This is a genomic window from Serinicoccus marinus DSM 15273, from assembly GCF_008386315.1.
Classification (GTDB): Bacteria; Actinomycetota; Actinomycetes; order Actinomycetales; family Dermatophilaceae; genus Ornithinicoccus; species Ornithinicoccus marinus.
This window is the reverse complement of record NZ_CP043808.1, coordinates 2,932,998-2,952,784: the sequence shown is the minus strand read 5'-3', so window position 1 is coordinate 2,952,784 and position 19,787 is coordinate 2,932,998. Positions and strand designations below refer to the sequence as shown.

Below are 19,787 nucleotides of genomic sequence, written 5' to 3'. Positions count from 1 at the left end.
CGCGAGCCCCGCGGCGTCGCCCTCGTGTCGCCCCGCCAGGTCGGGACCGTCGTGCCAGGCCAGGGCAGCCGGCTCGTGGCGCAACCGCGCCCCGGCGAGCCAGGCCCGCCAGGCCAGGTCCCAGTCCTCCCCGCCGTAGCCGGTCAGCGTCTCGTCGTAGCCGCCCACCGCCTCGAAGACGTCCCGGGAGATCGCGCTGACCGCCCCGATCACGTAGCGGAACGAGGTGTCGTCGGCATCCCGGAGGTCGCGGGTCGCGGCATACCCCTCACGCAGCCACCCGGGCTCGGTCAGGCACGCCGACGGCGGCCAGTCCTGGTCCGTCCCGGCGCCGCCGAGCCGGGCGTGCCGCCGACGCCCCACCGCGAGGGTCGGGCCCTCCAGGCAGGCGCGCTGCAGCGTCGCCACGTAGTCGTCCTCCGGCGCGGTGTCGCCGTCGAGGAAGACGATCACCCGGCCCTGAGCCCGGGTGGCACCGAGGTTGCGTGCGGCGGCCAGGCGGAAGCCGAGGTCCGGCTGCCGGACGACGGTGACCGGCAGCCGCACCGGGCGCAGGACCGGCTCGGTGGGGGAGCCGTCGTCGGCGACCACCACCTCCAGCCCCCCGAGGACCCCGCGCTGGGCGTCCAGCCGGGCCAGGACGAGATCGAGCATCGGCTGGTCGCGGTAGTAGGGGACGACCACCGTGCACGCGGGACGGTCGGCCACCTCCCGCACCGCCCGCGCCGCCTCCGGCGAGGACGGACCCAGGGTGACCCCCTCGCCCAGCCAGGTGAGGTCGGGGTCCAGCAGCGCCGTGGTCACCGCCCGCGCCAGCCCTCCCGGCTCGACGAGCTGCACCGCGCCCGGCAACCGGTGCGCCAGCTCGCTGGTGTAGCGCGAGCGGAGCACCAGGGGTCGCCTGCCCGCCGCCAGCCAGGTGGCGATGGACCCGGAGGCGGACACGTGCTGGTGCCCGGCCACCGGCACCGTCGCCGCGGCCAGCAGGCCGGGCAGCGCCTCGTCCGCCACCCACCCGGTCGTCGACCAGGACACCCCCGCCCGCCGGGCGCGGTCCGCCAGCAGGTCGGGAAGGTCCTCGTGGCCGCGGGATGCCCGCCCCAGGTTGCGTCCGACCACCGGCACGTGCCGGAGCGCCGGCTCCCGCGCCGCGGCCGCCGTCGCGTCGATCACCTGCTCCAGGCCCTTGCCCGGATAAAGGTAGCCCAGGGTCACCACGCTGCGCGGCCCGCCTGCCCGCGGCTCGACTGGAGGGCGGTCCGGCGTGACCGCACCCGGCAGCGGGTCGACCGGCAGCGGGACCACGTGGGTGCGGCGGTCCACGGCGTCGGCCACCAGGCCGCCCCGGGCGTGCCGGACGGCGGCGCGCAACAGCAGCCGCTCGTGCTCGCTGGCCACGACGACCGCGTCGGTCCCGGCGGCGAGCGCGGCATAGAGCCGCACCCGGTCGGCGCGCCACCGCCCGTCGCTGGCCTGCGGCAGGTCGTGCAGCACGACCGTGACCCGTGCCGCGCCGGCGCAGGCACGGCGCCACGCGGGGAGAGCCCCGGCGGGCTGCCTCGCCAGCAGCCGGTCGGTCACCTGGGCCAGCACCGTCCTGCCGGCCAGCGCACCCTCGGGCAGGTCCTCCAGCGTGCCGGGCCGCAGCAGCTCGGCATCGCCCAGGTGCGGGTGCAGCGTCACCCCGTGCCGCACCACGCCGTGCTCGGCCGGGCCGGGCACGAGGTGGGCCAGGGTCAGGGGCGCCATCCCAGCGCCGCGAGGCGGGCACCCTTCTTGTCCAGGCCGACCTCGACGACGCGCGGATGCCGGGCGTAGAACTCCAGGTGCGCCTGCGCCACCTCCTCGTCCGTGACCTCCTCGCCGTCCACCAGCCAGTGCTCGCGTGGCTCACCCGGCAGCCCCAGGGCCTGCAGCACCTCGGCGCGCAGCGGGGTGCGCACCGAGGACAGCAGCACCCGGCCCGGGTCCGAGACCCGGGCGCGGGGTGTGTCTCCTCCCATGTCGTCCACGACGCGCTGGGCCAGCCCGAGGAGCACCTCGTTGCCGGGGTGGTCAACCGTCCACCCGGCCCGTGCCCCGGCCTCGGCGACCAGGTCGCTCACCGGCAGCGTGCCCTCCGCCTGCTCGCGCCGGCGGAGCTCGGCGCCGGAGTCCGCCGCCACCTGCCGCACCGCCTCGGCGGGGAGCGTGGCCGGGCCGCTCCAGCCGGCGGCCAGACCCAGCCTGCGCACGTCGTGGTAGGGCACGACCGGCGGGTCGACCACCTCATCGTCCTCGTGCCGGACCAGCACCTGCTCGGGGTAGAGCGCCTCGGAGAAGTAGTTGGCGACCCGGACCACCCGGGCCCCCTCCGGCAGCCGCGTGGCCACCTGTGCGGTGCCCAGCGGCATACCGTGGTAGTCCGCGCCGACAGGCTGGGCCACCAGCACGTCGAGCCGCTCGAGGAGGCGCCACAGGTGCGGCAGGTCGGACTCCACCAGCTCGTGCACCGGGGGCAGCCGGACCCCGCTGACCCGGCCCGAGGTGCCCACCGCCACGCGCAGCGCCTCCGCCTGGCAGTTGCCGTGGACCGCCAGCAGGGGCAGTCCCTCGTCGGGCAGGGGGTCGATCCCGTAGAAGCGCCGTAGTGCCGGCGTCGGCCCTCATCGCTCACAGCACGCCCTCCGTCTCCGCGTCGACCCGGCGGCCCGAGAGCACCGCCGCATACACCGCAGTATGCAGTGCGGCACCTGCCTCCCGCTGTCTCACCCGCTCCTCCCGGTCCACGCGGGGCGGCGGGGACCCCGCGGCGCGCAGCAGCAGCTGGGCCAGCCGGCCCGGGTCCGGCGGCCGGGACGCCGGACCCCACGACAGCACGCCCCCCTGCTCGCGCAGGTGCCCGACCTCGGGCGCCAGCACCCAGGTCCCCAGGTCGCGGCAGGCCTCGACCCAGCCGGAGTGGGTGGCCCAGGCATAGGGCAGCACGGACACGTCCAGACCGCGCAGGTAGTCCCAGAGCTGGTCGTCCGGCAGCCGCGGGGCGACCCGGACGTCGACGACCCCCCAGGCCGGCCCACCCAGCTCGGTGAGCAGCCCCACCACCCGGGGGTCGTGACCGGGCCGGTCCGGGTCCAGCACCTCGGGGTGGGCGCGCACCTCGAGCCGGGCGCCCGACGGGAGCACGGAGTCGACCTCCCGCACCGCGGCGGCCAGGGCGGGCAGCGAGCGCAGCGGGGCCAGGTTGGCGCGCAGCGACTTCAGGTGCAGCCCGACGGTCAGCGGCCCGGACCGGGCCGGCCGGGGCCGGCCGACCAGGGGCAGCGGGGCGACGTGCGGGTGCGGCACGACGAGCGGTCGTCGCCCCAGGGTCCGCTGCACCGCCTCGGCGGCCCCCTCGGTTAGGGTGAGCAGCCCGGCGGCGTGCTCGACGAGCAGCTCCAGGTGCTCCCGGTGCCGCCGCTGGTCCCGCAGCTGGGGGTGGTCCAGGTCGTGGACGGTGTGCACCAGCGGCAGGCGCTGCTCGCGCAGCATGTCCAGCCAGGTCCGGAGCCGGGCGGTGTCCTGGCCCTCCAGCCCGAAGTGGACGTGCACCAGGTCCTGCTCGCTGGCGTGCTCCCGCAGCCAGGCCGGGTCGAGGGCGGGGTGCGGCCACCACTGGCCGGGGGGTGCGCCGGGCACCGGCGGGTCCGGCAGGTGCACCACGGCGGGCTCGGTGCGGGGGTCGGGGCGGACGGGCAGGAGGGCGGCGACGTAGGCGTGCCCGGCCGGGATCTGCCGGACCCGGATGGTCACCGGGTCACCTGCCAACGCCCGTCGCCGTCGGGAGCCGCGAGACCGCGCTCGCGCAGCTGCTCCAGCCACCCCAGCATCGGCCACCACCCCCACCGGTCGGCGAAGACGCCGGCGTTGCGCACCACCGCCTCGACATGGTCGACCGGCGGCGTCCGGGTGGGGTGGTGCTGGTGGTATGCCGTCGCGCCCCCCACCCAGGTGAGGCTGCCCCCGAGGGAGCCGACGACCTGGGCGAAGTCGGTGTCCTCGCCGCCGTAGCCGACGAAGAGCGGGCAGAAGCCTCCGGTGCGGGCGAAGTCGGCGGCGGTGAGGGCGAAGCTCAGCGACCAGAACCTCGTGAGGTCCGGCTCGGCCCGGGTCTCCCCGGGTGCCGGTCGCACCCGGTCGGGACGGTGCACGCCGACCTCGGCGAGCCGGTACAGCTGGTGCTCCCAGCCGCCGCACCCGGGCTGCCGCGGCGGCAGGTAGGCCACGTCGGCGCCCAGCACCGCCGGGGACGGGCGGGAGGGGCTCGGGTGGAGGTGGCGGGCATACGTGGTCAGCGTGGTGGGGCCGGGTATGCAGTCGACGTCGAGGAAGACGAGCCGGTCGGCGCCCGCGGCGGTGGCCACCCGGGCGGCGGCGTTGCGCGCCGCGGCGAGGGGCAGGCCGAGCGGGTCGGCCGCGAGCGGCTCCACCAGCACCGGGGGAGGGTTGCCGGCCGCCCGCCACGCCCGGTGGGCGACCTGCGCCACGGCAGGGTCGTCCATCGCGACCACCACGTGCAGGTCCGGTCGGCGCACCCCGGCCGCCAGCCCGGCCACCTGGGCACGCAGATGGTCGTGACGGCCGTGGGCGAGGGTCAGGACGGCCAGCACCGCTGCTCCTGCAGCCGGGTGGCGGCCTCGTCGAGGCATTGCGCCGCGCGGGCGGCGCCCTGCTGCGACCCCCAGGCCGACCAGCCCTCGCCACCGGTCGCCAGCGCGCGGTCGAGCAGACCGGGCCAGGCCTCGGCGGCCGGCCACCCGGAGGCGGTCGCGGCCAGGCCGCGGCGCTCCAGCGCGCGCGCCGTGGCCTCCTGCTCGCCGTGCGGCCGGGGTTGGGCGAGGACGACGGCGGGGCGCCCCGCCAGCGCGACATCGGCCACCGCACCCTGCCCGGCGTGGCACACGACGACCTCGGCGGCCCGCATCTCCGCGAGGAGGTCGGGGGAGGGCGGGTGGTCACCGCCCCGGACCAGCCAGCGCCGACCCGTGCTGGCCCGTGCCGCCTCGACGTCGTGCTCACCGGGTCCGGCGCCGCCCGAGCCCCAGACGACCAGGACCCCGCCCCGCCTCGGCTCGACCGCGCCCAGCGGGCCCCGCCCCGGCTCGACCGCGCCCGTGGCACCCTGCCCGCTCCCGGCGGGGAGCGCACCCGGCTCGCCCTGCCCGGTCCCTGGCCGCGCCGAGCCCTCACCGGACGCGCCACCGGCGACCGCGAGGGCGCTGATGCCCCCGACCTCCCACGTCCTGGGCGCCGGCCCGCTCGCAGCGCCGTCGCCGTGAGCGCCCGGCGGCCACGGCGCCAGGACGGCTTCGGCGAGGGATCGCGCGAGGCGGTGCGGCTGGTCCTCGCGGTCCCCGGGCATGCCGCCCAGCACGACCGGCACGCCGCACAGCCGCACGAGCACGGCGATCTCCACCGACACGTCGACCACGACGAGGTCGGGACGGGCGCGGTCCAGCCACCGGGCGACCTGAACGCCTGGCCAGACCCAGCCACCCCCGGATGGTGCAGCGGCACCCAGTGCAGGGCACCCCCGGCCTCCGGCTGCGAGAGTCGCGGGTCCACCGGGGGATGGTCGTCGCGCTCCAGCTCGACCCAGTCACCGGGCCAGCCCGCGGGCGGCCCACCCGAGCCCAGCCCGACCACCTCGGTCCGCAGCGACCGCGCCACCGCCGTGCCGCGGCGCCGGTGGCCCTGCCCGACGTGGTGCAGGTAGTAGCCGATCACCGCGCGGCCGCCGGGCCGACCGCCGCACCCAGGGGGCGGGGTGGTGCGGCCGCGAGCACGTCGTCGTAGACGCCGAGGTAGTCCTCGACCATGCGGTCCATCGAGTGGTGGGCGACCGCGTGCGCCCGGGCCCTGGCGCGGGGGAGCCGCACCACGTCGGGGACCAGCGCCGCGGCCTGCTCCACGAGGGTCGCGTCGTCGCCCGGGGGGACCAGCCGACCCACGCCGGGTCCGACCACCTCGGGCAGCCCGCCCCGGGCGAAGCCCAGCACGGGGGTGCCGCAGGCGAGCGCCTCGGCGGCGACCAACCCGAAGGGCTCGTCCCAGGCGGGCGTCACGAGCAGGGCCGCGCTGCGGCCGACGAGGCGGGCCAGCTCGGCCGTCGGGAGGTGCCCGGCATAGCTCACCCCGCCGTCCCGCCCGCACCAGGGCCACAGCATCTCCCGGGCGTAGTCCTCGTCGCTGACCGGACCGGCGATGGTCAACGGCAGGCCCGCGCGGCGGGCGATCCGGGCCGCCAGGTGCGGCGCCTTCTCCGGGACGATGCGGCCGGACCACACCAGGCCCGGGCCCCCCGGCCCTGGTGTCCACTCCCGCACGTCCACCCCGTTGCGCACCACGCGGGCCGGGGTGACGTGGCGCCAGGCCGCCGCCGTCCACCGGCTCACCGCGGTGACGTGCAGGCGGTCGCGGCGGGGAGCGGTGCCGGCGATCGCGATGGCCGACTCCAGCCAGGGCGTGGGCGGTGTGTGCAGCGTCAGCACGGTGGGCACGCCCAGGCTCGGCGCCATCGCCGCCGGAAGGTGGTGCAGTGCGTGCGTGTGGACCAGGTCCACATCGGTGCGCCGCGCCAGGTGCAGCATGAGCTGGAGATAGGCGTGATGACGCTCCATCCAGCCCTCCTCCGGCATCGACACGTCCCGCCGGGCCGCCTCGGACAGCTCGAGCCGGTCCGGCCACAGGTAGTCCACGCCGGGGATGGGATCGCTGTGCCGGTCGGCGAAGACGCTCACCCGGTGACCGCGCGCCACCAGGCCGCGGGCCAGGTGCCACGTCACCGACTCCAGCCCGCCCGCGAAGGGTTGGGAGATGGGGTGGCGCGTGTGGGCGACGACGACGACGTGCACCGGTGGTCCTCCTTAACGGTTACGGCGCGGGCTAGACGAGGGGTCGACCCGGACGGCGCCCGGCGGGTCCCGCGCGGCGCACCAGCGACACCTTAGGTCCGCCGGTCGCCTCCCGCGCGCCGGACCGTCCGGGTGGACCCCGACCCTGGGCACCCCGGGCCCGGCCTGCCCTGTAGGCTGCGGGCGACCGACAGGGGAGCCTCGAGCTGAGAGTGCGGCACGGCCCGCAGACCCTTAGAGCACCTGCTCCGGCTAGCACCGGCGAAGGGAGTCGACGTGGACCAGCCTGCCGCGCGCCGAGCGCGACGCGGGCCGTCGGCATACCTCAGCGGCCCGGGCATCGCCCTCGGGCTGGCCGCCCTGATCCCGCTGGCGTTCCTCACGGTCTTCTTCGCCCTGCCGGTGGGCGGGATGCTCGCGCGGGGGCTGTGGCCGGAGGGCCGGCTCGACCTCAGCGCGGTCCCGGAGGTGCTCGGTCGTGCCCGCACCCTGCGCGTCCTGACCTTCACCCTCGTCAGCTCGCTGGCCGGCACCGTCGTCACCCTGCTGCTCGGGATCCCGGTCGCCTTCGTCCTCTACCGGCTGCGCTTCCCCGGCCGGACGCTGCTGCGCGCCGTGGTCGTCATGCCGTTCGTGCTGCCGACGGTCGTGGTCGGCGTGATGTTCCGCTCGCTGCTCTCCGACGGCGGGCCGCTGGGCGGCCTCGGGCTGGACGGCACGTGGGTGCCGATCCTGCTCGCCTTCGTCTTCTTCAACCTCGCCGTCGTCGTGCGGACCGTCGGCGGGCTCTGGGAGGGGATGGACCGGCGCGCCGAGGAGTCCGCCGCGACCCTGGGCGCGACGCCCTGGCAGGTATGGCGCACCGTCACCCTCCCCGCGCTCGCGCCCGGCGTCATCTCGGCCGGCACCCTCGTCTTCCTCTTCTGCTCCACCGCCTTCGGGGTCGTGCTCACCCTCGGCGGGCTGCGCTACGGCACCATCGAGACCGAGATCTACCTGCTGACCGTGCAGTTCCTCGACCTGCAGGGCGCGGCCGTCCTGTCGGTCCTTCAGCTCGTCGCCGTCGTGGCGATGCTCGCCGTGGCCGCCCGCGCCCGGAGCACCCGCGAGCAGGCGCTGCGCCGGGTCGACGTCCAGGCCTCCGCGCGCCGCCCCCGGCGCGACGACACACCCGCCCTGGCGGTGACCGCCCTGGTCGTCGGCTTCGTGCTGCTGCCGGTCGGCACGCTCGTCGCCCGGTCGCTGCGGGTGGGGCAGGGGTGGGGCCTCGCCCATTACCGTGCGCTGACCGACCCGGAGGCGACGAACGCCCTGCGGGTCAGCGTGACCGAGGCGATGGCCAACTCGCTGCGCACCGCGGTCGACGCCACCGTGCTCGCGATGGTCCTCGGGCTCGTCGTCGCGGTCATCGTCTCCCGCCGGCCACGTCGGCCGGGGTGGGCGCGCACCGTGTCGGTCCTGGACGGGGTCTTCATGCTGCCGCTCGGGATCTCCGCGGTGACCGTCGGCTTCGGCTTCCTCATCACCCTGGACCGTCCGCCGCTGGACCTGCGCACCTCTCCGATCCTCGTGCCGATCGCGCAGGCCATGGTGGCGCTGCCGTTGGTCGTGCGGACCCTGGCCCCGGTGCTGCGCTCGGTCGACCCGCGCCAGCGCGAGGCGGCCGCGACGCTCGGCGCCGGCCCGTGGCGAGCGGCGTGGACCGCCGAGGCGCCCGTGCTGGCCCGCCCGCTGCTCGCGGCGACCGGCTTCGCCTTCGCCGTCTCGCTGGGGGAGTTCGGCGCGACCAGCTTCCTCGCCCGACCGGACCGGCCTACCGTGCCCGTCGTCATCTACCAGCTCATCTCCCGGCCCGGCGCCGACCACCTCGGGATGGCGCTCGCCGCCAGCGTGCTGCTCGCGCTGGTGACCGTCGTCGTCATGGGCGTGGTCGAGCGGCTGCGGGTCGGCTCCGTAGGGGCGTTCTGATGCTCGAGCTCACCGACCTCACCGTGACCTTCCCCGGGGCCACCGCCGTCGACCACGTGTCGCTGCAGGTGGCGCGGGGTGACGTCCTCGCGGTCCTCGGGCCGTCGGGCTGCGGCAAGTCCACGCTGCTGCGGGCGGTCGCCGGGCTGGAACGACCCTCCGCCGGCACCATCCGCTGGCGCGGCACCGACCTGTCCGGGGTGCCCACGCACGAGCGGGGCTTCGCCCTGATGTTCCAGGACGGGCAGCTCTTCGCCCAGGCCAGCGTGGGCGACAACATCGGCTACCCGCTGCGGCTGCGCGGCGCGGGGCGCGGCGCGCGGGCCGCCCGGGTCGCCGAACTGCTGGAGCTCGTCGGGCTGCCCGGGTATGCCGACCGCCGCCCCGCCACCCTCTCCGGCGGCGAGCAGCAGCGCGTCGCGCTCGCCCGGTCGCTGGCCGCCGACCCCGAGCTGCTGCTGCTGGACGAGCCGCTCAGCTCGCTGGACCGGGCGCTGCGGGACCGGCTCGCCGGGGACCTGCGGGAGATCCTCGTCTCGACCGGCACCACCGCGATCCTCGTCACGCACGACCACGACGAGGCCTTCTCCGTGGCCGACCGGATGGCCGTCATGCTGCAGGGCCGGATCGCCCAGGAAGGTGCCTCCACCGAGGTCTGGCACACGCCGGCCTCCCGCGAGGTCGCGGCCTTCATCGGCTACGACACGATCCTCGAGGGCCCCGCCGCAGCCGTCCTGCGCCAGCACCTCCCACCCGACCGGGCGTCGCGAATGGTTGCCCCCGACCCGGCCGGCCCCGGCTCCGCCGCCACATCTCCCGACCGAGCGTCGCGAATGGTTGTCCCCCGCCCGGCCGGTCCGGTCCTCGCCCTGCGCCGCAGCGCGCTGCGGGTCGACCCGCGCGGCACGCTCTCCGGCACGGTCCGCCGGTCCACCACCGTCTCCGACGCCGTGCACCTCACCGTCGACGTCGAGGAGCTCGGTCGCTGCGAGGCACTCTCCGCCGACCTCGGGCCGCAGGTCGGCGACATCGTCCGGCTCGCGGTGGATCACCGCGGCGTCGCCCCGCTCTCCGACTGATCTGCGGTCGAGGCGGCGCATCTGTGCGGAAGCTACCGCGTTGCTGCGGGAAGCGTGCTTCTGGCGGAAGGACCTGCATACCGCAAGGTGGTATGCCGATGCCGGAACCGCGGGTGTCAGGCCCTAGATTGGTGCCCCATGGAGACCCCTGACGGATGGCGGCCGGACACGCTCGCGGTGCGCGGCGGCCTCATGCGCAGCCCCTTCGACGAGACGGCCGAGGCGCTCTACCCGACCTCGGGCTACGTCTACTCCAGCGCCGAAGAGGCGCAGGCGGCGTTCGAGGAGAAGATCGAGCGTTTCGTCTACAGCCGCTACGGCAACCCGACGGTCGCCATGCTCGAGGAGCGGATGCGGGTCATGCACGGCGCCGAGGCGGCGCAGGCCACCGCCTCGGGGATGTCCGCCGTCTTCACCGCGCTCGGCGGGCTGTGCGCCGCCGGTGACCGGATCGTCGCGAGCCGGGCGCTCTTCGGCTCCTGCTTCGTCATCATCGACGAGGTGCTGCGGCGCTGGGGCGTCGAGAGCACCTTCGTCGACGGCACCGACCTCGACGCCTGGCGCGAGGCGCTCGCCACCCCTGCCGAAGCCGTCTTCTTCGAGACCCCGAGCAACCCGACCCAGGAGCTCGTGGACATCGCGGCGGTGAGCGAGCTCGCCCACGCGGCCGGCGCCACGGTCGTGGTCGACAACGTCTTCGGCACGCCGGTCTTCTCGCGGCCGCTGGACCACGGCGCCGACATCGTCGTCTACTCCACGACCAAGCACATCGACGGTCAGGGTCGGGTCATGGGCGGCATGATCCTGGGCCCGGAGGAGCTCGTGGCGGGCCCGATCCAGACGCTGCTTCGGCATACCGGACCGGCGATGTCGCCCTTCAACGCCTGGGTCACGCTCAAGGGGCTGGAGACGATGGCCCTGCGCGTCGAGCGGCAGGCGGCCACCGCGCTCACCCTCGCGCAGGAGCTCGAGGCCGACCCGCGGGTGCTGGCCGTGCACCACCCTTGGCTGGAGTCGCACCCGCAGGCCGAGCTCGCACGGCGGCAGATGACCGGCGGCGGGACCGTGGTGACCTTTACCCTCGACGCCGGGCAGGAGGAGACCTTCGCCTTCATGAACGCGCTGCAGGTGGTCGACATCTCCAACAACCTGGGTGACACGAAGTCGCTGACCACCCACCCGGCGACGACGACCCACCGGCGGCTGCCGGAGGAGGCGCGCCGGGCCGCGGGCATCACCGAGGGCACGATCCGGCTGTCGGTCGGGCTCGAGGACATCGACGACCTGCGCGCCGACCTGGCGCGGGGCTTCGCCGCCGCCTTCGGCTGACCCCGTCCGCCCCATAGGCACCGCGCATCACGTGATGCCGGGAAACTCTGATCCGCGCGAGCTATAACCTGCGCGGATCAGAATGTCCCGGCGTTCCGGGGCGGGTGGGACGCCTGGGGCTGAAGGGATGAGCAGGCCGGCCGCGCGCGACGTCCCGGTGGTCACGGTCGGAGCGCCCGGTATGCCGCAGCGGTTGTGGCTGCGGGCCGGTATGCCGCAGCGGTTGTGGCGGCGGGCCGGTGTGCCTCAGTGGTTGTGGCTGCGGGCCGGTATGCCGCAGCGGTCGTGGCTGCGGTCCGGTGCCTCAGCGGTCGGTGACCGGCCCGCCGGAAGACTCCGAGGTCGCCGGGCCGACGGGCTGGGCGCAGAAGCTGAAGTCCTTGCCCTGCGCCGCGTGATAGCTCGCGTGCTCGCCGTCGACCTCCAGGACGAGCTGGTGCCCGGGGACGAGCGCCTGGGTATACATCATCCCTTCGCGCGGGCAGCCGATCGAGCCGTCGCTCCACGTGACGTCGGCATACCCCGCCACCGTCACGGCCTCACGGCCGACCCCGGCACGCTTGGCCTCCGCGTCGATCGCGGCCTGCACGTCGTCGCGCTGCACGATCGCGTCCGGCACGGCCCCCAGCGGCAGCGACGCCTCACCGGCAGGTCCGGTCTGGATCGGCTTGTCCCCGATGGGCTCGTCCTTGGTCACGGTGCTCCCGTCCTCGCTGGTCTCGTCGCCGGTCTCGTCGCCACTCTCCCCGGCAGCCTCGTCGCTCGCGCCTGCCGACGACGCGGTCGGTTCGGCTCCTGCGGTCGCATCGGTATCACCGCAGCCGGCGAGCGCGGCGCTGAGCGAGAGAGCCGCGAGGGCGAGCGTGATCGGGCGGGTGCGGGTCATGGGATGACACCTCCAAGTCGCGTCCCCGCCAGTCTAGGTCGGTGCATCGGGGCGTGATCCGCGGTGCGATGAGGGTGAGAGTGTGGGGCGCCGGTCCCTGATCCGGCGCCCCACCCTCCTGTCACCCCCACCGTCCCGCACGAGTGCGGCCCCTCACGACGGGGTGTGTCGGCTGTCCCGAACCGACACTACCTAGACGTCGGTGAGAGCCGATTCGTTGCATCCAGATACTGTGATATGCATCACATTCACTCGAGGTATGCCTCAGCGCGCGGGGCGCAGCGTCAGCGCCTGCACCAGCGTGCCCACCGGACCCGCCTCGTCGTGCACGACGCTCGAGGTCTGGCCCACGCCGGTCGGCCCCCACGAGACGCGGGTGTCCAGCCCCACCCACGCCCCCTCGGGCAGGCGGTGCAGGTGCAGCGTGAGGTCGACGTTGGGGAAGGCCCAGTCGTGCGGGGCCGCCCGCCCCGCGGTCCCGTTGGCGGTGTCCAGCAGCCCCACCCACGAGGCCAGGGCCGAGGCCTCCTCCGCACCACCGACCAGGGGCACCGACGTCCGCACCCAGGTCCGGCCGCGCCCGGCCCGCGACCCGGGCACCGAGCGGAAGTCCAGCGAGCGGATGAAGCCGCCGTCCCAGTGGTCCATCCCGGTCCATGCCTCGAGACCTTCGGGGCCGGGCAGGTCGGCGTGCTCGGTCTCGGCCACGGCGGTGGTGTCGCCCGTGACCAGCCGCCACGCGGTCATCCGCACCGCAGCACGACCGGCGATCTCGACGCTGGACTCCAGCAGCTCGATGGTGCGCCCCGGCCGGAGCACCCGCGTCGTGACGGTCATCTCCTCGCGGCGGATGAAGCCCAGGATGTCGACGCTCAGCCGCGCCCACTGCAGGTCCTCGCGCGGATGGTTCAGCTCCAGCGTGTGCAGCAGCAGCCCGATGACCGGGGCCACGTGCTGCTCGTCCGGCGACCACGCCCCCTGCACGTGCTCGGTCGGCTGATACCTCCCCTCGCCCAGCGCTGTGAAGTAGTGCCGCCCGTCCGCTGTCATGGTGCGCGAGTGTAGTAATGGACCCATGCCATCTCGCGCAACGACCCCGGGCGACCCGACCGGCGCACGGTCCGCCGCCGCCCGGCACGCTGCGGACTGGAGCCGGATCGCCCGAGAGGTGATCGGCACGGCATACCCCTGGGCGCCGGCGCACGTGGTCACCGGCCCGGACGACACCGACGTCACGCCGCACCGGCTGCACCCGGCCTTCCACGGCGCCCTCGACTGGCACTCCTGCGTGCACATGCAGTGGTCGCTGGTCACCCTGCTCACGAGGTATGCCGGTGCGCTCGGCGCGCGCGAGGCCGCCGCCGCGCGCTCGCTGCTGGAGGAGCGGCTCACGCCGGAGCACCTGCAGGTGGAGGTCGCCTACCTGCGCGCCCGCCCCGGGTTCGAGCGGCCCTACGGCTGGGCCTGGGCCGCCCAGCTCGCCGCGGCCACCCGCGAGCTCGGCGGGCGCGACGAGCAGGCCGCCCGCTGGGCGCAGGCCCTCGTCCCGCTGTCGGACCTCCTCGCGGAGCGGGTGCTCGGTCACCTGCCGCGGCAGGCCTACCCCGTCCGCCACGGCAAGCACCAGAACGACGCCTTCGCCCTGCTGCTCCTGCGCGACGCCTACGGCCGGCTGGGCCGGGACGACGTGGTGCGCGCCTGCGAGGAGGCGGCGCGGGCGTGGTTCGCCGACGACGGGCCGGCGCCCACGGACGCAGAGCCCGGCGGGTCGGACTTCCTGTCGCCGGCGCTCACCGAGGCGCTGCTCATGACGGCGGTGCTCGAGCCGGGCGACGCGCGGCGCTGGCTCGAGCGGGTGCTGCCCGGGCTCGGGGAGGGCCGGCATGCGCCCCTGCTGGCCGTGCCGGAGGTCCGCGACCCGACCGACGGGCAGGGCGCCCACCTGCTCGGGCTCGCCCTGTCGCGGGCCTGGGCGCTGCGGGCTCTGGCACCCTGGGGGCACGAGCGCGCGGCCGCACGGCTGCGGGCGGCGGCCGACGACCAGGAGGCGGCGGTGCTGGGCCACATCACGGACGGCGACTTCATGGCTACCCACTGGCTGGTGTCCTTCGCGCTGCTCGCCGACGGTGCCCTGGACCGGTCGTGAGCGCTGAGGTATGGGGGCGTGTGGCCCTTTCAGGGTGCAGCGCCGCTCGCCGCGCGCCGGGGTGCACGAAAGAGGTGGAGCAGGAGCTGAGGAGGAGCGGCGGGGCCGAGCCGACGGTCACGGGGCTCGCGGCGGTCCACGCCTTCTGTCCCCTGGTGGCGCGATCGCCTGCTGGTCAGGGCGGACGAAGAACGGGCCGCTGCCCGGCCGCGGAGCAGGAGGCCGCCCGTCAGGTCGAGCAGTCGCAACCCGCCCCGGTGCAACCCGGGCCCGTCCAGTGCTGGGACGACGACGGGTGGGGGGAGTGCGACGACGACTGGGACGACGACTTCGACGGGACGACGACTGACGCGCGCTGGCCGCACCTAGTCTGAACGGGTGAGCACCCAGGGTCCGCCGACACCGCCCACCGCCCTGGCGCGGCGCAGCCTGCTCGTCGAGACCCTGCTCGTGCTCGGCGTCAGCCTCGGGGCCTCGGCGATCTGGTCGGTCCTGTCCCTGATCCGCAAGCTCACCGCCGAGGGCGGCCTCGCGGCGCAGACGACGAGCATGAACACCAGCGCCACCCCCGACCGGCCCTGGCTCGACCTGGCCTACCAGCTCGTCGGCATCGGGCTCGCCCTCGTGCCGGTGCTGCTGGCGGTGCACCTGCTCGGGCGCGACGTCGCGCGTCCCTGGCGGCTGCTCGGGCTCGACCGGTCACGGCCCGTCCGCGACCTCGCCCAGGGGACGATGCTCGCCGCCGTGATCGGCATACCCGGCCTCGGGCTCTATCTCGTCGCCCGCGGGCTCGGCGTCAACACCACCGTCGCCCCCTCGAACCTCGCGGACGTCTGGTGGGCGGTGCCGGTCCTCGTGCTCGCCGCCGTGCAGAACGCCGTGGTGGAGGAGGTGGTCGTCGTGGGCTACCTCTTCACCAGGTGGGCGCAGGCCGGCTGGTCGACGTGGGCGATCATCCTGACCTCGGCGCTGCTGCGCGGCAGCTACCACCTCTACCAGGGCTTCGGCGGCTTCGTCGGCAACGTCGCGATGGGCGTGATCCTCGGCTGGTTCTACACCCGCACCCGCCGGGTCATGCCGCTCGTCGTGGCGCACACGCTGCTCGACGTCGTGGCCTTCGTCGGGTATGCCGCGCTCGCCGGCCGGGTCGACTGGCTCTGAGCCTGACTCAGCCGCCCTCGGCGACCGAGGTCAGCGTCGCGGTGGTCTCCTCGCCCTCGACCACGCAGGTCATCGTGTAGGTCTGGGCCGTCGTGGCCAGGGTGCTGGTGCCACCGGGCAGTCTCAGGACCTCCTGGCCCGCCGCGTCCGTGACGACGAGCCTGCCCTCGCCGACCACGCTGACCTCGTGCTCGCCGGGCGCGACCTTGTCGCGGTTGAGGCCGCACCCGTCGAGGACGACCTCGAGCGGTGCGGAGGCAGGGTCCGGCGGCGGGTCGCCCAGGCACGCCGACACGGTCGGGAGCAGGCACAGGAGGAGCGCGGCGTGCCACGCGGCGGGTCTGCGGTCGGCAGCCATGTCACCTCCCTGGTCACGGCGCATCCGGGTCCTGCGGACCACTGTAGGGGCGTGCGGACGCGGTGGGGGCTCGACCGGGCCCGCCGGGACCTGACCTCGGGACTGACAGGTAAGGCACAGGTCGCGCTGGGCAAGGGCATACCGGGGGAGCGGAGCGTGGGGTCATCGCCGCTCCCTGCGGCGGACCGACGAGCCGGAAGGATCCACCATGAAGACCTCCACCGCCACCGCCACCGCCCTCGGTGTCACGGGCCTGACCGCCGCCGTCATCGGCTTCGGCGTGGCCGTGCCCAGCCTCGCCGAGGACAGCGACAACGGCACCAGCACCAGCACCGCCGCCGCGGCGGACACGGTAGAGCCCGACGGCTCCGCGGCGCCGGCGGACGGGGGTGTGCCGGGCGGTCACGGGACGCGCGGGACGGCCAGACCGCACGGGGTGTCGCTCGCGACGGCCGCCGAGACGCTGGGGCTGACCGAGGACGATCTGCTCGCCCGGCTGGCCGAGGGCACCACCCTCGGCGCGATCGCCGACGCCCAGGGGGTGGACCGGCAGGAGGTGGTCGACGCCCTGATGGTGCAGGCGCAGGAGCGGCTCACCGCGCTCCTCGACGAGCCGATGGCCGGGATGGTGGGGCCGGGCGGCGGCATGGTCCCACCGGGCGGCCCGCAGGGTGAGGTCGGCGGGACGGTGCCCGGCCGGGAGGGCGCCGACCTGCCCTGGGACCCGGAGGACCAGGGCGAGCCGGACGGGACGGGCTCCCCGGACGAGACGGAGCAGGACACCGAGGGGAGCACGGACGAGGACGCCGACGCGACCACGGGTGGTGGCACCGCGTAGGGACGGCGCGGGGTGGCGTGGCCCGCGGCATACCCTGGGCGCATGACGCAGATCGACCACCTGCCCGAGCGCGAGCGCTGGGTCGCCCGGTCCGAGGACCGCGAGATCGGCTACCTGTCCTACGAGCTGGAGGGCGGCGTCCTCGACCTGCAGCACACGGTTGTCGAGCCCGAGGCGCGCGGCCAGGGGCTCGGCGGCCGGCTGGTCGAGGAGGCGCTGGGGTATGCCCGGGACGAAGGGCTGCGGGTGCGGCCCACCTGCCCGTTCGTCCCACGCTACGTCGCCGAGCACCCCGAGCACGCCGACCTGATCGTGGGTGCTGGGGACGTGGCGCAACCGCGGCACGACGACGAGGTGGTCGGCGAAGACGAGCCCGACGACGGGGCGGGCGACGTGCCCACCGTCGAGATCCGCGACCAGAGCATCCGCCTGGGCCAGCTGCTCAAGCTCGCCGGGCTGGTGCCCGACGGCGCGATGGCCCGCATGGTCATCGAGAACGGCGAGGTCGCCGTGGACGGCGAGACCGTGATGCGGCGCGGCACGCAGGTGCGGCCGGGCCAGGTCGTGACCTATGCGGGGGAGTCGGTCTCGCCGGTCAGCGGTGGCTGACCGGGTGCCGCTACCGGTCGCGGGCGCGAGGGTCCCACTCCCACTATCGTGGGCGGGACCCGAGGAGGCCCGATGACTCTCTCCCCGCACGGATCCAGCGCCGTGGCGACCGGCTCCCTGCGCAAGGGCCTGCCGATCATGCTGCTCGGCGGGGTCCTCGCGTGGGTCGCGGGGCAGTCGTGGAGCGTGCAGCGCGGCTCCGGCGAGGTCTTCCAGGTGCTCATGGCCTACGGCAACCTGGCGGTCATGGCGGTCGCGGCCCAACTCGTCGCCGGGCCGCGTGGCCGCGCCTGGATGATGGCGACGGCGGGGGCCGTCGGGATGACCGTGCCGTGGTTCTTCGGGCTCGCCTTCGCCCAGCAGGGCCAGGGGGTGCTGCTGCCTTCGCTCGTCGTCCTGGTGACCAGTTGGGGTATGACCTGGGTGGTCTCGACCCTGACGCGGGTCACCGTGCGCCGACGGGGGCGGTGAACGGGGCGCTCAGCCCTCGCGCTGGAGCCACTCCGCGCAGACGTCCAGCAGCCGGTCGTTGGCCTCGGTCTCGCCGATCGTGCAGCGCACCCCGTCGCCGGCGAACGGCCGCACCATGAGCCCGCGCGCCTGGGCGGCCTGGGCGAAGGGCACGGCGTCGTCGAGCAGCGGCAGCCAGCAGAAGTTGCCCTGGGCCTGCGGCACCGACCACCCCTGCTCGCGCAGCGCGGCCACGACCCGCTCGCGCTCGGCGACGAGCTCCGCGACCCGGGCGAGCAGCTCGTCCTCGGCCTCCAGGCTGGCGATCGCCGCATGCTGGGCGAGGTCGGTGACCCCGAACGGCGTGGCCGCCTTGCGCAGGGCCGTCGCGACCTCAGGATGGGCGACGGCATACCCCACCCGCAGCCCGGCCAGGCCGTAGGCCTTGGAGAAGGTGCGCAGGACTACGACGTTGGGGTGCTCCCGGGCGATCGCGAGCGCGTCGGGCACCGACTCCTCGGTCGTGAACTCCAGGTAGGCCTCGTCGATCACGACGATGAGGTCGCGGGGCACCCGGTCGAGGAAGGCCCGCAGCTCGGCCTCCGTGACCGCCGGACCGGTCGGGTTGTTGGGCGTGCAGACGAGCACCAGCCGGGTGCGGTCGGTGATCGCCTCGGCCATGGCGTCGAGGTCGTGCCGCGCGTCGTCGGTCAGCGGCACCTGCACCGAGCGCGCCCCGGAGAGCGCCACGACGATGGGGTAGGCCTCGAAGCTGCGCCAGGCATACACCACCTCGTCGCCCGGGTCGCACGCGATGGCCACGAGCTGCGCGAGGACCGCGACGCTGCCGGTGCCGGTGGCCAGCTGCTCGACGGGGACGCCCAGCCGCACGGCCAGCGCCTCGGTGAGCGCGACCACCCCCATGTCGGGGTAGCGGTTGACCTGCTGCGCGGCGTCCGAGATGGCCTGCGTGACCGAGGGCAGCGGGGGGAAGGGGTTCTCGTTGGACGAGATCTTGTAGGACGTGACCCCCTCGACGGGCGCCGGCGGCTTCCCCGGGACGTAGGCCGGAACCCCGGCCAGGGTGCTGCGGAGACGGACGGGCGCGGGCTGGTCGGTCATGAGCTCAGCGTAGCCAGGGCTCCGCGGCCGGAGCTGCCTACCCTCAGCCCCTCCCTGTGCACGGATCTGCAGCCTGTGCACGCCACAGGAACCCCAGCCGCACCTGTGCACGCTTGCTGAAGCAAGGCTGCAGATATTTCCTCGGCTCCGCCCCAGCAAGCGTGCCCAGGTATGACCGAGGCTGGCGAGGTCAGCGACGCGCCGGGAGCACGTCGGTCGCCGCGAAGTCCCCGCCGACGAAGAGCAGCGGCTCGCCGCTCGTGACCGAGAGCGCATACGCGAAGCAGTCGCCGTAGTTGAGCCGGGCCGGGTGACCGGAGCCACGACCGAAGCGCCGGTATGCCGCCCGCGCGACCTCGGCGTCCCGCGGCGTCACGGGCACGACCTCGATGGCGAGCTCGCGCACCAGGTCGTCCAGGCGGGCGCCGTGCGTGGTGGACCGCTGGTCGGCCACGATGCCGACCTCCAGCCAGGTCGCCGCCGACATGCGGCACGGGTGCGCGAGCGCCGTCCGGGCGAGGTCCTCGAAGCCCTCCTCGGCCTGCGCGATCGCGAGCAGGGCGGAGGAGTCGACGATCATCGGGGCAGCCCGGTCCGGTCGTCGTAGAGATCGTCGGTCGTGGTGATCTCCACCTCCGGTCCGAGCTGGGCGTCGGCAGCGGTATATGCGTCGACCACCGCCCTCACCCGCTCCATGCGGGGCTCCAGCCCCGCCCTGTCCGGATCGATCTCGTAGTCGCGCAGCAGCCGGGTCAGCGCCTCCTCGACGGCGCCGGTCTGCGACCGCCCGGTCACGCGCGCGGCCTCTCGGGCGAGGGCATGGACCCGCTCGCTCTTGATGTTGAGGCTCATGGCGCCAGTCTACCGTCGCGCCGGTCTACCGTTCTACCTCCTGCCCGGCCGGCCGCACCGGCAGCACCCCGACCTTGCGGACGGCCCCGCACCGAGCCGACCGCCCGTGGGACG

General features: G+C 75.2%; 20 protein-coding genes and 1 pseudogene. 9 read left to right on the top strand and 12 right to left on the bottom strand.

Annotation, left to right across the window (positions count from 1 at the left end):
* Positions 1 to 60: 60 nt before the first annotated feature.
* From FU792_RS18605 to FU792_RS14225, 6 genes and pseudogenes are all read right to left on the bottom strand, one after another.
* Positions 61 to 1,749: pseudogene (locus FU792_RS18605) on the bottom strand (glycosyltransferase); the annotation flags it as partial.
* The gene (locus FU792_RS14245) at positions 1,737 to 2,579 is read right to left on the bottom strand and encodes a WcbI family polysaccharide biosynthesis putative acetyltransferase (protein WP_420876879.1); all 843 of its coding nucleotides are present in this window, start codon (positions 2,577 to 2,579) and stop codon (positions 1,737 to 1,739) included. The gene FU792_RS14245 and the pseudogene FU792_RS18605, both read right to left, overlap by 13 nt.
* Positions 2,580 to 2,652: 73 nt before the next feature.
* Positions 2,653 to 3,774 carry a glycosyltransferase gene (locus tag FU792_RS14240; RefSeq protein WP_052327899.1) on the bottom strand — a complete coding sequence of 374 codons (1,122 nt, stop codon included), beginning with the start codon at positions 3,772 to 3,774 and terminating at the stop codon, positions 2,653 to 2,655.
* Positions 3,771 to 4,631 carry a glycosyltransferase family 2 protein gene (locus tag FU792_RS14235; RefSeq protein ID WP_202980384.1) on the bottom strand — a complete coding sequence of 287 codons (861 nt, stop codon included), beginning with the start codon at positions 4,629 to 4,631 and terminating at the stop codon, positions 3,771 to 3,773. Before FU792_RS14235 ends, FU792_RS14240 begins: the two co-directional genes overlap by 4 nt.
* Entirely contained in the window at positions 4,616 to 5,452 is an 837-nt protein-coding gene (locus FU792_RS14230) for a glycosyltransferase (RefSeq protein ID WP_202980383.1), read from the bottom strand. Before FU792_RS14230 ends, FU792_RS14235 begins: the two co-directional genes overlap by 16 nt.
* Before the next feature lie 292 nt (positions 5,453 to 5,744).
* Positions 5,745 to 6,875 carry a glycosyltransferase gene (locus FU792_RS14225; protein ID WP_022926070.1) on the bottom strand — a complete coding sequence of 377 codons (1,131 nt, stop codon included), beginning with the start codon at positions 6,873 to 6,875 and terminating at the stop codon, positions 5,745 to 5,747.
* A 276-nt stretch (positions 6,876 to 7,151) separates the two neighbouring features.
* Between FU792_RS14225 and FU792_RS14220 the strand changes: the two genes are divergently transcribed.
* The 3 genes from FU792_RS14220 to FU792_RS14210 all read left to right on the top strand — a co-directional run bounded on the left by FU792_RS14220 (position 7,152) and on the right by FU792_RS14210 (position 11,251).
* Complete coding sequence (locus FU792_RS14220) at positions 7,152 to 8,843, top strand: ABC transporter permease (RefSeq protein ID WP_022926069.1); 1,692 nt, start codon at positions 7,152 to 7,154, stop codon at positions 8,841 to 8,843.
* On the top strand, positions 8,843 to 9,922 hold the full coding sequence (locus FU792_RS14215) for an ABC transporter ATP-binding protein (protein WP_022926068.1): 1,080 nt from the start codon (positions 8,843 to 8,845) through the stop codon (positions 9,920 to 9,922). Before FU792_RS14220 ends, FU792_RS14215 begins: the two co-directional genes overlap by 1 nt.
* Positions 9,923 to 10,060: 138 nt before the next feature.
* A complete protein-coding gene (locus tag FU792_RS14210; protein WP_022926067.1) occupies positions 10,061 to 11,251 on the top strand; it encodes an O-succinylhomoserine sulfhydrylase in 1,191 nt (396 codons plus the stop codon).
* A 304-nt stretch (positions 11,252 to 11,555) separates the two neighbouring features.
* On the opposite strand, the gene FU792_RS14205 is transcribed toward FU792_RS14210, so the two are convergent.
* Both FU792_RS14205 and FU792_RS14200 read right to left on the bottom strand, forming a co-directional pair.
* On the bottom strand, positions 11,556 to 12,137 hold the full coding sequence (locus FU792_RS14205) for a hypothetical protein (RefSeq protein WP_022926066.1): 582 nt from the start codon (positions 12,135 to 12,137) through the stop codon (positions 11,556 to 11,558).
* Positions 12,138 to 12,401: 264 nt separating this feature from the next.
* A complete protein-coding gene (locus FU792_RS14200) occupies positions 12,402 to 13,187 on the bottom strand; it encodes a thioesterase family protein (RefSeq protein ID WP_022926065.1) in 786 nt (261 codons plus the stop codon).
* 25 nt (positions 13,188 to 13,212) lie between these two features.
* Here FU792_RS14200 and FU792_RS14195 point away from each other — a divergent pair, with 25 nt between their 5' ends.
* The 3 genes from FU792_RS14195 to FU792_RS14185 all read left to right on the top strand — a co-directional run bounded on the left by FU792_RS14195 (position 13,213) and on the right by FU792_RS14185 (position 15,444).
* Entirely contained in the window at positions 13,213 to 14,283 is a 1,071-nt protein-coding gene (locus tag FU792_RS14195; protein WP_052327897.1) for a DUF2891 family protein, read from the top strand.
* 74 nt (positions 14,284 to 14,357) lie between these two features.
* The gene (locus tag FU792_RS14190) at positions 14,358 to 14,657 is read left to right on the top strand and encodes a hypothetical protein (protein ID WP_022926063.1); all 300 of its coding nucleotides are present in this window, start codon (positions 14,358 to 14,360) and stop codon (positions 14,655 to 14,657) included.
* Positions 14,658 to 14,661: 4 nt separating this feature from the next.
* Positions 14,662 to 15,444, top strand: a complete 783-nt coding sequence (locus tag FU792_RS14185; RefSeq protein WP_022926062.1) for a CPBP family intramembrane glutamic endopeptidase — start codon at positions 14,662 to 14,664, stop codon at positions 15,442 to 15,444.
* 7 nt (positions 15,445 to 15,451) lie between these two features.
* On the opposite strand, the gene FU792_RS14180 is transcribed toward FU792_RS14185, so the two are convergent.
* Positions 15,452 to 15,802 (bottom strand): hypothetical protein, encoded by a 351-nt coding sequence (locus FU792_RS14180; RefSeq protein WP_149814840.1) that lies wholly within the window; start codon positions 15,800 to 15,802, stop codon positions 15,452 to 15,454.
* Between the two features lie 208 nt (positions 15,803 to 16,010).
* On the opposite strand from FU792_RS14180, the gene FU792_RS14175 reads away from it, so the two are divergent.
* The 3 genes from FU792_RS14175 to FU792_RS14165 all read left to right on the top strand — a co-directional run bounded on the left by FU792_RS14175 (position 16,011) and on the right by FU792_RS14165 (position 17,720).
* A complete protein-coding gene (locus FU792_RS14175) occupies positions 16,011 to 16,640 on the top strand; it encodes a hypothetical protein (RefSeq protein WP_022926060.1) in 630 nt (209 codons plus the stop codon).
* Between the two features lie 12 nt (positions 16,641 to 16,652).
* On the top strand, positions 16,653 to 17,249 hold the full coding sequence (locus FU792_RS18970; protein WP_337587855.1) for a GNAT family N-acetyltransferase: 597 nt from the start codon (positions 16,653 to 16,655) through the stop codon (positions 17,247 to 17,249).
* A 72-nt stretch (positions 17,250 to 17,321) separates the two neighbouring features.
* Positions 17,322 to 17,720: a hypothetical protein gene (locus FU792_RS14165; protein WP_022926059.1), complete on the top strand. Its 399-nt coding sequence runs from the start codon at positions 17,322 to 17,324 to the stop codon at positions 17,718 to 17,720.
* A gap of 9 nt (positions 17,721 to 17,729) precedes the next feature.
* Here the strand turns inward: FU792_RS14165 and hisC are convergent, their stop codons facing one another.
* The 3 genes from hisC to FU792_RS14150 all read right to left on the bottom strand — a co-directional run bounded on the left by hisC (position 17,730) and on the right by FU792_RS14150 (position 19,673).
* Positions 17,730 to 18,821 (bottom strand): histidinol-phosphate transaminase, encoded by a 1,092-nt coding sequence (hisC, locus tag FU792_RS14160; RefSeq protein ID WP_022926058.1) that lies wholly within the window; start codon positions 18,819 to 18,821, stop codon positions 17,730 to 17,732.
* A 190-nt stretch (positions 18,822 to 19,011) separates the two neighbouring features.
* Positions 19,012 to 19,401: a type II toxin-antitoxin system VapC family toxin gene (locus tag FU792_RS14155; RefSeq protein ID WP_022926057.1), complete on the bottom strand. Its 390-nt coding sequence runs from the start codon at positions 19,399 to 19,401 to the stop codon at positions 19,012 to 19,014.
* Positions 19,398 to 19,673 carry a type II toxin-antitoxin system VapB family antitoxin gene (locus FU792_RS14150; protein ID WP_022926056.1) on the bottom strand — a complete coding sequence of 92 codons (276 nt, stop codon included), beginning with the start codon at positions 19,671 to 19,673 and terminating at the stop codon, positions 19,398 to 19,400. Before FU792_RS14150 ends, FU792_RS14155 begins: the two co-directional genes overlap by 4 nt.
* Positions 19,674 to 19,787 lie beyond the last annotated feature (114 nt).

Bases quoted from the DNA above. Each gene is read 5' to 3' on its own strand.
- FU792_RS14180 (WP_149814840.1), bottom strand. From the start codon at position 15,802: ATGGCTGCCGACCGCAGACCCGCCGCGTGGCACGCCGCGCTCCTCCTG.
- FU792_RS14150 (WP_022926056.1), bottom strand. From the start codon at position 19,673: ATGAGCCTCAACATCAAGAGCGAGCGGGTCCATGCCCTCGCCCGAGAG.
- hisC (WP_022926058.1), bottom strand. From the start codon at position 18,821: ATGACCGACCAGCCCGCGCCCGTCCGTCTCCGCAGCACCCTGGCCGGG.
- FU792_RS14175 (WP_022926060.1), top strand. From the start codon at position 16,011: ATGAAGACCTCCACCGCCACCGCCACCGCCCTCGGTGTCACGGGCCTG.
- FU792_RS14210 (WP_022926067.1), top strand. From the start codon at position 10,061: ATGGAGACCCCTGACGGATGGCGGCCGGACACGCTCGCGGTGCGCGGC.
- FU792_RS14165 (WP_022926059.1), top strand. From the start codon at position 17,322: ATGACTCTCTCCCCGCACGGATCCAGCGCCGTGGCGACCGGCTCCCTG.
- FU792_RS14205 (WP_022926066.1), bottom strand. From the start codon at position 12,137: ATGACCCGCACCCGCCCGATCACGCTCGCCCTCGCGGCTCTCTCGCTC.
- FU792_RS14195 (WP_052327897.1), top strand. From the start codon at position 13,213: ATGCCATCTCGCGCAACGACCCCGGGCGACCCGACCGGCGCACGGTCC.
- FU792_RS14155 (WP_022926057.1), bottom strand. From the start codon at position 19,401: ATGATCGTCGACTCCTCCGCCCTGCTCGCGATCGCGCAGGCCGAGGAG.
- FU792_RS14215 (WP_022926068.1), top strand. From the start codon at position 8,843: ATGCTCGAGCTCACCGACCTCACCGTGACCTTCCCCGGGGCCACCGCC.
- FU792_RS14200 (WP_022926065.1), bottom strand. From the start codon at position 13,187: ATGACAGCGGACGGGCGGCACTACTTCACAGCGCTGGGCGAGGGGAGG.